Here is a 12,286-nt window from a genome sequence, read left to right as displayed (position 1 = left end):
AACCATGGCCACTATCCACGTAGACGGCAACGATTTTGAAGTCGATGGTGCGGACAACCTGCTACAGGCCTGTCTGTCCCTGGGACTCGACATTCCCTATTTCTGCTGGCACCCCGCTCTTGGTAGCGTCGGTGCGTGCCGCCAGTGTGCGGTCAAGCAATACAGCGATGAGAACGACAAGCGCGGACGCCTGGTCATGTCCTGCATGACACCTGCGACCGACAACAGCTGGATCTCCATTGACGATGAAGAAGCCAAGCAGTTTCGCGCCAGCGTCGTTGAATGGCTGATGACCAACCACCCGCATGACTGCCCAGTGTGCGAGGAAGGCGGTCATTGTCACCTGCAGGACATGACCGTCATGACCGGTCACAATGCACGGCGCTATCGTTTCAGCAAGCGCACGCACCAGAATCAGGAGCTCGGCCCGTTCATCGCCCACGAGATGAACCGCTGCATCGCCTGCTATCGCTGCGTTCGCTATTACAAGGACTACGCAGGCGGCACCGACCTTGGCGTATACGGCGCCCATGACAACGTTTACTTCGGTCGCGTTGAAGACGGCACCCTTGAAAGCGAGTTCTCCGGCAACCTTACCGAGGTCTGCCCGACCGGCGTCTTCACCGATAAAACCCACTCCGAGCGCTACAGCCGTAAGTGGGACATGCAGTTCTCGCCGAGCATTTGCCATGGCTGTGCCAGCGGCTGCAACACCAGCCCAGGCGAACGCTACGGTGAAATCCGTCGTATCGAAAACCGCTTCAACGGCTCGGTTAACCAGTATTTCCTTTGCGACCGCGGCCGCTTCGGCTACGGCTATGTCAATCGCAAAGACCGCCCGCGCCAGCCGATGATGATGCTCAGCAAGATGAAAATGGGCATCGACTCGGCACTGGACCAGGGCGCCGCATTGCTCAAGGGCAAACGGGTCGTGGGGATTGGCTCACCACGCGCCAGCCTGGAGAGCAACTACGCGCTACGCGAATTGGTCGGTGCCGAGAACTTCTACTCTGGCATTGCCGCAGCCGAACAGGCCCACATCGCCATGGTGCTCGACATCATGCAAAACGGCCCGCTTCCGGTGGCCAACCTGCGCGATGTGGAAAGCCACGACGCCGTATTCGTACTGGGTGAAGACCTCACTCAAACCGCGGCTCGCCTGGCCCTGGCCCTACGCCAGTCGGTCAAGGGCAAGGCCACTGAGATTGCCGCCTCGATGAAAATCCAGGACTGGCACATGGCAGCGGTGCAAAACGTCGCCCAGGATGCAATCAACCCACTGTTTATTGCCAGCGTGACCGCCACCCGCCTCGACGATATCGCCGAGCAATGCGTACACGCCGCCCCCGATGACCTGGCCCGTATTGGCTTTGCCGTGGCCCATGCCATCGATCCAGCCGCACCCGCCGTAGCCGGCCTTGAGGCTGAAGCCGCCGAGTTGGTGCAACAGATTGCCGATGCCTTGCTCAATGCCAAGCGTCCGCTGTTGGTTGCGGGTACGTCCTTGGGCAACAAGGCTTTGCTCGAAGCTGCGGCCAATATTGCCAGCGCCCTGAAAAACCGTGAGAAAAACGCCTCGATCAGCATGGTCGTAGCCGAAGCCAACAGCCTCGGCCTAGCATTGCTGATGGGTGACGACTTCGCGACCAAGACGGTCGATGCCGCGCTCAACGCCCTGACCACTGGCGAGGCTGATGCACTTGTGGTGCTGGAGAATGATCTCTACCGCCGCGCCGATACCGCCAGCGTGGACGCTGCCCTTGCAGCCGCTAAAACCATTATCGTTGCCGATCACCAGCACACGCCAACGGTTGCCAAGGCGCATCTCGTGCTGTCGGCAGCCAGCTTCGCCGAAGCCGATGGCACCCTGGTGAGCAGCGAAGGACGCGCCCAGCGTTTCTTCCAGGTCTTTGAACCAAGCTATTACGACGACAAGATTCTGGTTCGCGAAAGCTGGCGCTGGCTACACGCCCTGCTCGCCACACGTCAGGGCCAGCCAGTCGATTGGACCCAGCTCGACCAAGTAACGGCAGCCTGCGCGGCAAGCAGCCCGCAATTGTCTGCCATCACCGAGGCAGCGCCAAACGCCTCGTTCCGCATCAAAGGCCTGAAACTGGCCCGTGAACCACTGCGCTACAGCGGCCGCACGGCGATGCGCGCCAATATCAGCGTGCATGAGCCGCGCCAGCCACAAGATAAAGACACCGCCTTTGCCTACTCGATGGAAGGCTATTCAGGCAGCAAGGAAGATCGCCAGCAAGTTCCATTTGCCTGGTCGCCAGGCTGGAACTCGCCACAGGCCTGGAACAAGTTTCAGGATGAAGTCGGCGGCCATATTCGCGCCGGTGACCCGGGCGTTCGCTTGATCGAGGCCAAGGGCCAGGCGTTGCCATGGTTTGCACCAACCGCTGCATTCAACCCGGCGCAAGGCACCTTGCAGGCTGTGCCGCTGCATCACCTGTTCGGCAGCGATGAAACCTCGGCAATGGCCGAGCCTATCCAGCAGCGCATCCCTGCGGCCTACATTGCATTGGCCAAGGAACATGCCGATCAGTTGGCCATCAATGATGGCGCCCTGGTCAGCTTCAGCATCAATGGCCAAACCCTGCGCCTGCCGGTGCGGATAACTGAAGAGTTGGCGATTGGTCTTGCCGGCCTGCCGGTTGGCCTAAGCGGTATTCCGGCCATTATTGCCGGCGCCAGCATCAGCAATCTGCAGGAGGCCGCGCAATGAGTTGGCTCACGCCTGAACTGATGGACATGCTGATTGCGGTGCTCAAGGCCGTGGTCATTCTCCTGGTTGTAGTCATTGCCGGTGCCTTGCTGAGCTTTATCGAGCGTCGTCTGCTCGGTTGGTGGCAAGACCGTTATGGTCCGAATCGTGTCGGCCCATTTGGTATGTTCCAGATCGTTGCGGACATGCTCAAGATGTTCTTCAAGGAGGACTGGACGCCGCCCTTCGCCGACAAATTCATTTTCACCCTGGCACCGATGATCGCCTTTGCCGCGATGTTGCTGGCCTTTGCGATTATCCCGATCAGCCCGAATTGGGGGGTCGCTGACCTCAATATCGGCATCCTGTTCTTCTTCGCCATGGCCGGTCTGTCGGTCTATGCCGTGCTTTTTGCGGGCTGGTCGAGTAACAACAAGTTCGCCCTGCTCGGCGCGCTGCGCGCATCGGCGCAAACCGTGTCGTACGAGGTATTCCTGGCCCTGGCCCTGATGGGCGTAGTGGCGCAGGTCGGCTCGTTCAACATGCGCGATATCGTTGAATATCAGGCCCAGCATCTGTGGTTCATCATTCCGCAGTTCTTCGGTTTCTGTACCTTCTTCATAGCTGCGATCGCGGTGACCCACCGTCATCCTTTCGATCAGCCAGAAGCAGAGCAAGAACTGGCCGACGGCTACCATATTGAATACGCCGGTATGAAATGGGGCATGTTCTTCGTTGGTGAATACATCGCCATAGTCACCGTCTCGGCGCTGCTGGTCACCCTGTTCTTTGGCGGCTGGCATGGGCCGTTTGGGCTGCTGCCACAGATTCCCTTTATCTGGTTTGCGCTCAAGACCTGCTTCTTCATCATGATTTTCATCTTGCTGCGCGCGTCTATTCCGCGCCCTCGATATGACCAAGTCATGGCATTCAGCTGGAAGTTCTGCCTGCCGCTGACCCTGATCAACCTGCTGGTGACCGGCGCATTAGTGCTGGCCTCGGCCCAGTAAGGAGTTTTTGCATGTTCACTTATATCAAGGACGTCGTTTACGGCACCTACACCCAGCTTCGCAGCATGGTGATGGTGTTCAGCCACGGCTTCCGCAAACGCGACACCCTGCAATATCCTGAAGAGGAGGTTTACCTGCCGCCGCGCTACCGTGGCCGGATCGTGTTGACCCGCGACCCTGATGGCGAAGAGCGCTGTGTGGCCTGCAACCTCTGTGCAGTCGCTTGCCCCGTTGGCTGCATCTCGCTGCAAAAGGCTGAAACCGAAGATGGGCGCTGGTATCCGGACTTTTTCCGGATCAACTTCTCACGCTGCATCTTTTGTGGTTTATGCGAAGAAGCCTGCCCAACCACCGCTATCCAGTTGACGCCCGACTTTGAGATGGGTGAGTTCAAGCGCCAGGACCTGGTCTATGAAAAAGAAGACCTGCTGATTTCCGGCCCCGGCAAGAACCCTGACTACAACTTCTATCGCGTTGCCGGTATGGCCATCGCCGGTAAGCCCAAGGGCGCCGCGCAGAATGAAGCCGAACCGATCAATGTGAAAAGCCTGCTCCCGTAAGGACGCATATGGAATTCGCCTTCTATTTCGCTGCGGGTATTGCCGTAGCCGCCACATTCAGGGTTATCACCGGCACCAACCCAGTGCATGCCCTGTTGTACCTGATCGTCTCGTTACTGGCGGTCGCCATGACCTTCTTTGCCCTTGGCGCACCGTTCGCCGGTGCGTTGGAGATCATCGTCTACGCGGGTGCGATCATGGTCTTGTTCGTGTTCGTGGTGATGATGCTTAACCTGGGCCCTGTTGCCGCCGAACAAGAGCGCAAATGGCTGAGCCCCGGTATTTGGGTCGGCCCTTCGATCTTGTCCTCGCTACTGCTGGCCCAGGTGCTCTATGCCCTGTTCAGTACCCCAAGTGGCGCGGTAATCGGCACCCAGATGGTCGATGCGAAAGCGGTCGGCATCAGCCTGTTTGGCCCCTATTTGCTGGTGGTCGAACTGGCTTCCATGCTGCTGCTGGCGGCGCTGGTCGCGGCCTATCACCTGGGCCGTCATGAAGCTAAGGATATGAAGCCATGAGTGCAATTCCAATGGAGCATGGCCTGGCGCTGGCCGGCTTGTTATTCAGCCTTGGACTGATTGGCTTGATGGTCCGACGCAACATCCTGTTCGTCCTGATGAGCCTTGAAGTGATGATGAATGCCACCGCCCTCGCCTTCGTGGTCGCGGGCAGCCGCTGGGTCCAACCCGATGGCCAAGTGATGTTCATTCTGGTGATCACTCTTGCAGCAGCCGAGGCCAGCATTGGCCTGGCCATCCTGTTGCAGCTGTATCGCCGCTTCAACACGCTCGATATCGACGCAGCCAGTGAGATGCGCGGATGAATCTATTATTTTTAACCTGCCTGTTTCCCCTGCTTGGCTGGCTTGCCCTGTCGTTCTCACGCGGACGAATCTCGGAGAACCTCGCCGCATTGATTGGCGTAGGCTCGGTCGGCCTCAGCGCCCTTACGACTGCCTGGGTCATCCTGCAGTTCAATATCAATCCACCGGCAGACGGCGTCTACACCCAGGTGCTGTGGCAGTGGATGAGCGTGGAAAGCTTCAACCCAAGCTTCACCCTGTACCTGGATGGCCTGTCGATCACCATGCTGGGTGTAGTGACTGGCGTAGGTTTTCTGATCCACCTGTTCGCCAGTTGGTACATGCGTGGTGAAGAAGGCTATTCGCGCTTCTTCTCCTACACCAACCTGTTTATCACCAGCATGCTGTTTCTGGTGCTGGGCGATAACCTGCTGTTCCTGTACTTCGGCTGGGAAGGCGTAGGCCTGTGCTCGTACCTGCTGATTGGTTTCTACTTCAAGCATCGCGCCAACGGTAATGCAGCGCTCAAAGCCTTTATCGTCACCCGTATTGGTGATGTGTTCATGGCGATTGGCCTGTTTATCCTGTTCCAGCATCTGGGCACGCTGAACATCCAGGAACTGATGATCCTGGCGCCGCAGAAATATGCCGCTGGCGACAGCTGGCTGTGGATTGCAACCCTGATGTTGCTCGGCGGTGCCGTAGGCAAGTCGGCGCAACTGCCGCTGCAAACCTGGCTGGCGGATGCAATGGCTGGCCCGACGCCAGTCTCGGCACTGATTCACGCCGCAACCATGGTGACCGCCGGGGTTTACCTGATCGCGCGGACCCACGGCCTGTTCCTGCTGACCCCGGAGATTCTGGAACTGGTGGGTATTGTCGGTGGCGTGACCTTGGTCCTGGCCGGTTTTGCGGCCCTGGTGCAGACCGATATCAAGCGCATCCTTGCCTACTCGACCATGAGCCAGATTGGCTATATGTTCCTTGCGCTCGGCGTTGGCGCCTGGGATGCGGCCATCTTCCACCTGATGACCCACGCCTTCTTCAAAGCCTTGCTGTTCCTGGCTTCTGGCGCGGTGATCAATGCCTGCCATCACGAACAGAACATCTTCAAGATGGGCGGGCTGTGGAAGAAGCTGCCACTGGCCTACGCCAGCTTTATCGTCGGTGGCTCGGCGCTGGCTGCATTGCCGCTGATCACCGCCGGCTTCTACTCCAAGGATGAAATCCTCTGGGAAGCCTTTGCCAGCGGTCACAGCTACCTGCTTTATGCGGGCTTGCTCGGTGCATTCCTGACCTCGATCTACACCTTCCGCCTGATTTTCATCACATTCCATGGCGAACCCAAGATCGAAGCCCACGCCGGGCACGGCGTTGCCCATTGGCTGCCGTTGACAGTGCTTATAGTACTTTCGACCTTTATTGGCGCGCTGATCACACCACCACTGGCTGGCGTGCTGCCGGAAAGTGTTGGCCACGCAGGTGGCGATGCACAGCACCGGCTGGAGCTGGCTTCGGGCCTGATCGCCATTGCCGGGATATTGCTGGCAGCGCTGTTATTCCTTGGCCAGCGCCGCGTTGCCAGTGCCATTGCCAGCAGTGCTCCTGGGCGTTTCTTGTCTGCCTGGTGGTTTGCCGCATGGGGGTTCGACTGGCTGTATGACTGGCTGTTCGTCAAACCCTACCTGCTCATTACGCGCCTGCTGGCTCGCGATCCTTTTGATCGCACGATCAGCATCATTCCGCGCAGCACACGAATCGCTCACCTGGCGCTGAGCCGCACCGTAACTGGTGGCCTGCGCTGGTATGCCATGTCCATTGCCGGGGGCGCCGTTCTCGTGCTTGCCCTGCTGCTTCTGAATTAAGGAAAACCGACAGTCATGATTCTGCCCTGGCTAATCCTTATCCCCTTTATTGGCGGCCTTTTGTGCTGGCAATTCGAACGCTACAGCAACACGCTGCCGCGCTGGATTGCCCTGTTCACCATGCTTTCGCTCTTTGTGTTGGCGCTCTGGCTGTGGATCACCGGTGACTTCACCCTTGCCCCGGCCCCGGGCGGCGATCCTGTCTGGGCGCACGAGTTCAAGATGCAGTGGATCCCACGCATGGGCATCACCATCCATCTGGCGATGGATGGCTTGTCGGTACTTATGGTAGTGCTAACCGGTCTGCTCGGCGTGTTATCGGTACTCTGCTCCTGGAATGAAATCCAGAACCGGGTAGGCTTCTTCCATCTCAACCTGATGTGGATTCTCGGCGGCGTGGTCGGCGTATTCCTCGCCGTCGACCTGTTCCTGTTTTTCTTCTTCTGGGAAATGATGCTGGTGCCCATGTACTTCCTGATTGCCTTGTGGGGACACAGTGGCAGCGAAGGCAAGACCCGGATCAACGCGGCAACCAAGTTCTTCATCTACACCCAGGCCAGCGGCTTGGTGATGCTCATCGCGATACTGAGCCTGGTATTCATCCACTTCCAGCAGACAGGCGACTGGACATTCAACTACGCCGACCTGTTGCGCACCCAGTTCGCCCCGCACACTGAATACCTGTTGATGCTCGGCTTCTTCGTAGCCTTCGCGGTCAAGTTCCCGGTGGTGCCCTTTCACTCCTGGCTGCCTGACGCCCATGCGCAAGCGCCAACGGCGGGCTCGGTCGACCTGGCGGGTATATTGCTCAAGACTGCGGCCTATGGCCTGATCCGCTTTTCTCTGCCGTTGTTTCCCAATGCATCGGCGGAATTCGCTCCGATCGCCATGTATCTGGGCGTATTTGCGATTATCTACGGCGCGCTGCTGTCCTTTGCCCAGACGGATATCAAGCGCTTGATCGCCTACTCCAGCGTTTCGCACATGGGCTTTGTACTGATCGCCATCTATTCGGGCAGTGAGATCGCCATGCAAGGCGCCGTGGTGCAGATGATGGCCCACGGTCTTTCAGCCGCCGCATTGTTCATCCTCTGCGGTCAGTTGTACGAGCGCCTGGGCACCCGCGATATGCGTCAAATGGGCGGTATCTGGGGGCGCATGCCTTGGCTCCCGGCAATCAGCCTGTTCTTTGCCGCTGCAGCATTGGGCATGCCCGGCACGGGGAATTTCGTCGGCGAGTTCCTGATTCTCATTGGTAGCTTCCCCGGTGCCCCATGGGTCACCTCGATCGCAGCGACCGGCCTGGTGTTTGGCTCGGTCTACTCGCTGATCATGATTCACCGCGCCTACTTTGGCCCGAGCAAATCAGATGAGCCCTTGCTCGGCTTGAAAGCACGCGAGCTGACCATGGTTCTGGGTCTTGCAGGCCTGCTGGTATTGCTCGGCGTTTACCCGCAGCCGGTGCTCGACACCTCCGCCGCCAGCACCCACGGTGTAGTGCAGTGGATGAGCAGCGCGTTTAATCAACTTGATCAGGCTCGGTAAGCAGTTTTATGGACTTCACGACTCAACATCTACTCGCCCTGCTGCCACTGCTGATCACCAGCCTGACTATTGTCGCGGTAATGCTGGGGATTGCCTGGAAGCGCAATCACGCCATGACCTTTGGCCTTTCGGTCATTGGCCTGAACCTGGCACTGCTTTCAGTGTTTGCCGCCACCAGCGTTGCGCCATTACAGGTAACACCGCTGTTGATGGTGGACAAGTTCGCCTGTTTCTACATGGTACTGGTGCTGGCATCGACCCTGGCCTGCGTGACCTTGATTCATGCCTACCTGGGCGGTGAATCCGGCAAGGGCTATCCCGGAAACCGCGAAGAGCTGTACTTGCTGATACTGCTCAGCGCGGCTGGTGGCCTGGTCCTGGTCAGCGCCCAGCACCTGGCGGGGCTGTTTATTGGCCTTGAACTGTTGTCCGTACCAAGTTACGGGATGATCGCCTATGCCTTCTTCAACAAGCGCTCACTTGAAGCCGGCATTAAATATATGGTGCTCTCGGCGGCAGGCTCGGCCTTCCTCTTGTTCGGCATGGCGCTGCTCTATGCCGAGTCTGGCAGCATGAGCTTTGCCGGTATCGGTCAAGCGGTGGCCGGTGGCGCACCCAGCCTGTTGGTCGAAGTCGGCTTTGGCATGATGCTGGTCGGCCTGGCCTTCAAATTGTCACTGGTGCCTTTCCACCTGTGGACAGCAGACGTCTATGAGGGCGCTCCTGCTCCTGTCGCAGCCTTCTTGGCTACCGCGAGCAAGGTGGCGGTGTTCGCCGTGCTGTTGCGCCTCTACGAGGTTTCGCCCGCTGCAAGTGGCGGCTGGCTGACAGAGTTGCTGACGGTTCTCGCCATCGCGTCGATACTCTTCGGTAACCTGCTGGCGCTTCTGCAAAACAACATCAAGCGACTGCTCGGTTATTCATCCATCGCTCACTTCGGTTATTTGCTGATCGCCCTGATCGCCAGCAATGGCCTGGCGATTGAAGCGGTGGCGGTCTACCTGGCCATGTATGTGCTGACCACCCTCGGCGCCTTCGGTGTTATCACCCTGATGTCGACCCCCTACAAAGGCCGCGATGCAGACGCTCTGTACGAGTACCGTGGCCTGTTCTGGCGCCGCCCCTACCTGACAGCGGTCCTTACGGTGATGATGCTCTCGCTGGCCGGTATTCCGCTCACTGCAGGCTTTATCGGCAAGTTCTACATCATCGGTGTCGGTGTCGAATCGCAGCAATGGTGGCTGCTCGGTGCACTGGTGCTCGGCAGCGCGATTGGCGTGTTCTATTACCTGCGGGTCATGGTCACCCTGTTCCTTGTCGAACCAAACCTGCATCGCCACGATGCGCCATTCGACTGGGGCCAGCGTGCCGGCGGCGTGATGCTGATGGTGGTTGCCTTCCTGGCATTCTTCCTCGGTGTTTACCCGCAGCCGTTGCTTGTGTTGCTGGCGAAGTTCAGCATCGGCTAGGCCTGTACTGCTGTACAAAAATGGAGACCCTTTGGTCTCCATTTTTGTTTACGCCCTGATTACACCGTCAGATGCTCGTAAAGAATCGCAGCGCCGACCAACATAAGCACAACGCCACCAATCATTTCCGCACGCTTGCCAACTGCATTGCCGAGCACACGGCCAAGCATCACGCCAATAGTGACCATTACCGTCGTGGCAAGACCGATAGAGGCTGCCGCGACCCAGATATTCACATCGATAAATGCCAGGCCCACGCCGACAGCCAAGGCGTCGATGCTGGTGGCAAAGGCGGTCACTGCCAGGATCAGGAATGAATGCTGGCTAGGCTTTTCGACCGATTCGTCATCGTGCTGGAGACCGTTGTAGATCATGTGCAGGCCCAGCACCAAGAGCAAGGTGAAGGCAATCCAGTGATCCCAGCGCTCAACGTATTGGCTGGCAACCTGGCCAATGCTCCAGCCAATGACTGGGGTTATTGCTTCGATCACACCAAAGATCAGGCCTGTGCGCAGGGCTTCGCTTAAACGCGGGTTATGCAGGCTTGCGCCTTTACCAAGGGCCGCTGCAAAAGCGTCCGTTGACATGGCCATGGCAAGAAAAAACAAGGAAATGGGATTCACGGTTAGAGTCCAGTCGGGCTATGAGACAACGACGCAACCACACGCCCGACTTTAGGCATGGATGCATCGCTGGTCTCGCCAACCAGAAGGTGTTCGTACCACGGCATGCTGCCGAGAATGTTGATACGAACGCTCTACGACCACAGGTCAAGAGCAGGCTACTCCCCAACAAGGAATGCCACTATAGCCGCTTGGCTAGAAAAAGACCACGCTCAAACTTCGATCGGCTGCTGGTGAGCTGGGCTGTTGAACCTGGCACGGGTGCCGCAAACCGATATAAAAACGCGGCGGCCAATTGCTTGGCCGCCGCGCTAATTCATCTTACAAACCGACTGCTGGACAATGCATCACAACACCATCGCCGCAATCCAGCCGAATACCAGCAAGGGGATGTTGTAGTGCAGGAATGTTGGAACAACACTGTCCCAGATATGGTTGTGCTGGCCGTCGACGTTCAAGCCCGAGGTCGGCCCCAGGGTTGAATCGGATGCTGGTGAACCTGCATCGCCCAAGGCACCGGCAGTACCAACGATGCTGACAATCGCCAGCGGGCTAAAGCCCAGTTGCAGGCCCAGCGGCACGAAGATCGCGGCGATAATCGGCACGGTCGAAAACGATGAGCCGATCCCCAGGGTGACCAGCAAGCCGACCAGGAGCATCAGCAATGCGCCCACACCCTTGTTATTGCCGATTAGTGCTGCGGCATCGTCAACCAGGTGCTTGACGTCACCAGTGGCCTTCATCACCTCGGCAAAACCGGCGGCGGCAATCATGATGAAACCGATCATGGCCATCATCTTCATACCTTCGGTAAACAGGCCGTCGGCCTCTTTCCAACGCACCACGCCAGATACCGAAAACACCACGAAACCGGCCAGCGCACCGATGATCATCGAGTCCAGCCAGAGCTGTACGACAAAGGCCACAGCCACAGCCACCGCGGCCACCAGCAGGCTGCGCGGATTGTATTTAACCTCGACACGCTCGACCTGTTCGATCTTCTCAAGGTCGTACACACGTTTTTTGCTGTAGCTGAACAGCACCGCGACCAACAAGCCACAGAACATCCCCAGGGCAGGCAACGCCATGGCATGGGTCACACTGATACCAGTGACATCAACCCCAGCCTTGGCGACGTTTGCCAACAGGATTTCATTGAGGAAAATCCCGCCAAAACCAACCGGCAAGAACATATAGGGCGTGACCAGGCCAAAGGTCAGCACGCAGGCAATCAGGCGCCGGTCGAGCTGCATTTTGCTCAAGATATAGAGCAGCGGCGGCACCAGCAGAGGGATAAAGGCAATGTGAATCGGCAACACGTTCTGCGACGCAATCGCCACGCACAGCAGCAAGGCGATCAACAACCACTTCAATGCCCCCGTTGCGCCACCTTGGTCCTTGTTACCAACCAGGGCAACGGCTTTATCGGCAAGCGCATGGGCCATGCCTGACTTGGCGATGGCCACTGCAAAGGCGCCCAGCAGCGCGTAAGACAAGGCAACGGTGGCACCGCCACCCAGGCCGTTATTGAAAGCCTCTAGCGAGCCATTGAGGCCAAGGCCGCCAATCATGCCACCGGCCAATGCGCCGACGATCAACGCCACCACCACGTGCACCCTGCACAAACTGAGGACCAGCATGATGCCGACCGCTGCTATGACTGCGTTCATCAATTGCTCCCTAGAGCTCGACTAAATAA

General features: G+C 58.2%; 10 protein-coding genes and 1 riboswitch. Of the genes, 8 read left to right on the top strand and 2 right to left on the bottom strand.

Going from position 1 to position 12,286, the window contains the following annotated elements; translation table 11 throughout:
• Positions 1–4: 4 nt before the first annotated feature.
• The 8 genes from nuoG to nuoN are packed head-to-tail and all read left to right on the top strand — an operon-like array spanning position 5 to position 9,964.
• Positions 5–2,734 (top strand): NADH-quinone oxidoreductase subunit NuoG, encoded by a 2,730-nt coding sequence (gene nuoG / locus CHB79_RS05130; RefSeq protein ID WP_089359075.1) that lies wholly within the window; start codon positions 5–7, stop codon positions 2,732–2,734.
• The gene (gene nuoH / locus CHB79_RS05125; RefSeq protein ID WP_089359074.1) at positions 2,731–3,723 is read left to right on the top strand and encodes an NADH-quinone oxidoreductase subunit NuoH; all 993 of its coding nucleotides are present in this window, start codon (positions 2,731–2,733) and stop codon (positions 3,721–3,723) included. The genes nuoG and nuoH overlap by 4 nt, the downstream gene beginning before the upstream one ends.
• A gap of 11 nt (positions 3,724–3,734) precedes the next feature.
• Positions 3,735–4,283: an NADH-quinone oxidoreductase subunit NuoI gene (nuoI, locus tag CHB79_RS05120; protein WP_010483902.1), complete on the top strand. Its 549-nt coding sequence runs from the start codon at positions 3,735–3,737 to the stop codon at positions 4,281–4,283.
• Between the two features lie 8 nt (positions 4,284–4,291).
• Complete coding sequence (nuoJ, locus tag CHB79_RS05115; protein WP_089359073.1) at positions 4,292–4,801, top strand: NADH-quinone oxidoreductase subunit J; 510 nt, start codon at positions 4,292–4,294, stop codon at positions 4,799–4,801.
• Positions 4,798–5,106, top strand: a complete 309-nt coding sequence (gene nuoK, locus CHB79_RS05110; protein WP_010483897.1) for an NADH-quinone oxidoreductase subunit NuoK — start codon at positions 4,798–4,800, stop codon at positions 5,104–5,106. The genes nuoJ and nuoK overlap by 4 nt, the downstream gene beginning before the upstream one ends.
• Positions 5,103–6,950: an NADH-quinone oxidoreductase subunit L gene (gene nuoL / locus CHB79_RS05105; protein ID WP_089359072.1), complete on the top strand. Its 1,848-nt coding sequence runs from the start codon at positions 5,103–5,105 to the stop codon at positions 6,948–6,950. Before nuoK ends, nuoL begins: the two co-directional genes overlap by 4 nt.
• A 15-nt stretch (positions 6,951–6,965) precedes the next feature.
• Complete coding sequence (gene nuoM / locus CHB79_RS05100) at positions 6,966–8,495, top strand: NADH-quinone oxidoreductase subunit M (protein ID WP_010483894.1); 1,530 nt, start codon at positions 6,966–6,968, stop codon at positions 8,493–8,495.
• Between the two features lie 8 nt (positions 8,496–8,503).
• On the top strand, positions 8,504–9,964 hold the full coding sequence (nuoN, locus tag CHB79_RS05095; protein ID WP_010483892.1) for an NADH-quinone oxidoreductase subunit NuoN: 1,461 nt from the start codon (positions 8,504–8,506) through the stop codon (positions 9,962–9,964).
• Positions 9,965–10,023: 59 nt separating this feature from the next.
• Here the strand turns inward: nuoN and mntP are convergent, their stop codons facing one another.
• Together mntP and CHB79_RS05085 are read right to left on the bottom strand one after the other, a co-directional pair.
• Positions 10,024–10,587 (bottom strand): manganese efflux pump MntP, encoded by a 564-nt coding sequence (gene mntP / locus CHB79_RS05090; protein WP_089359071.1) that lies wholly within the window; start codon positions 10,585–10,587, stop codon positions 10,024–10,026.
• Between the two features lie 7 nt (positions 10,588–10,594).
• A riboswitch (yybP-ykoY riboswitch) is annotated at positions 10,595–10,761 on the bottom strand.
• A 173-nt stretch (positions 10,762–10,934) separates the two neighbouring features.
• Positions 10,935–12,257, bottom strand: coding sequence for a Na+/H+ antiporter family protein (locus CHB79_RS05085; RefSeq protein ID WP_089359070.1), 1,323 nt, complete (start codon positions 12,255–12,257; stop codon positions 10,935–10,937).
• Positions 12,258–12,286: the final 29 nt, after the last annotated feature.

The sequence above is a fragment of the Pseudomonas segetis genome (genome assembly GCF_900188155.1).
Classification (GTDB): domain Bacteria; phylum Pseudomonadota; class Gammaproteobacteria; order Pseudomonadales; family Pseudomonadaceae; genus Aquipseudomonas; species Aquipseudomonas segetis.
This window is presented reverse-complemented; position numbering and strand designations above follow the sequence as displayed.

Coding starts and splice junctions, on each gene's coding strand:
- nuoL (WP_089359072.1), top strand. CDS start 5,103: ATGAATCTATTATTTTTAACCTGCCTGTTTCCCCTGCTTGGCTGGCTT.
- nuoI (WP_010483902.1), top strand. CDS start 3,735: ATGTTCACTTATATCAAGGACGTCGTTTACGGCACCTACACCCAGCTT.
- nuoH (WP_089359074.1), top strand. CDS start 2,731: ATGAGTTGGCTCACGCCTGAACTGATGGACATGCTGATTGCGGTGCTC.
- nuoJ (WP_089359073.1), top strand. CDS start 4,292: ATGGAATTCGCCTTCTATTTCGCTGCGGGTATTGCCGTAGCCGCCACA.
- nuoG (WP_089359075.1), top strand. CDS start 5: ATGGCCACTATCCACGTAGACGGCAACGATTTTGAAGTCGATGGTGCG.
- nuoM (WP_010483894.1), top strand. CDS start 6,966: ATGATTCTGCCCTGGCTAATCCTTATCCCCTTTATTGGCGGCCTTTTG.
- CHB79_RS05085 (WP_089359070.1), bottom strand. CDS start 12,257: ATGAACGCAGTCATAGCAGCGGTCGGCATCATGCTGGTCCTCAGTTTG.
- nuoN (WP_010483892.1), top strand. CDS start 8,504: ATGGACTTCACGACTCAACATCTACTCGCCCTGCTGCCACTGCTGATC.
- nuoK (WP_010483897.1), top strand. CDS start 4,798: ATGAGTGCAATTCCAATGGAGCATGGCCTGGCGCTGGCCGGCTTGTTA.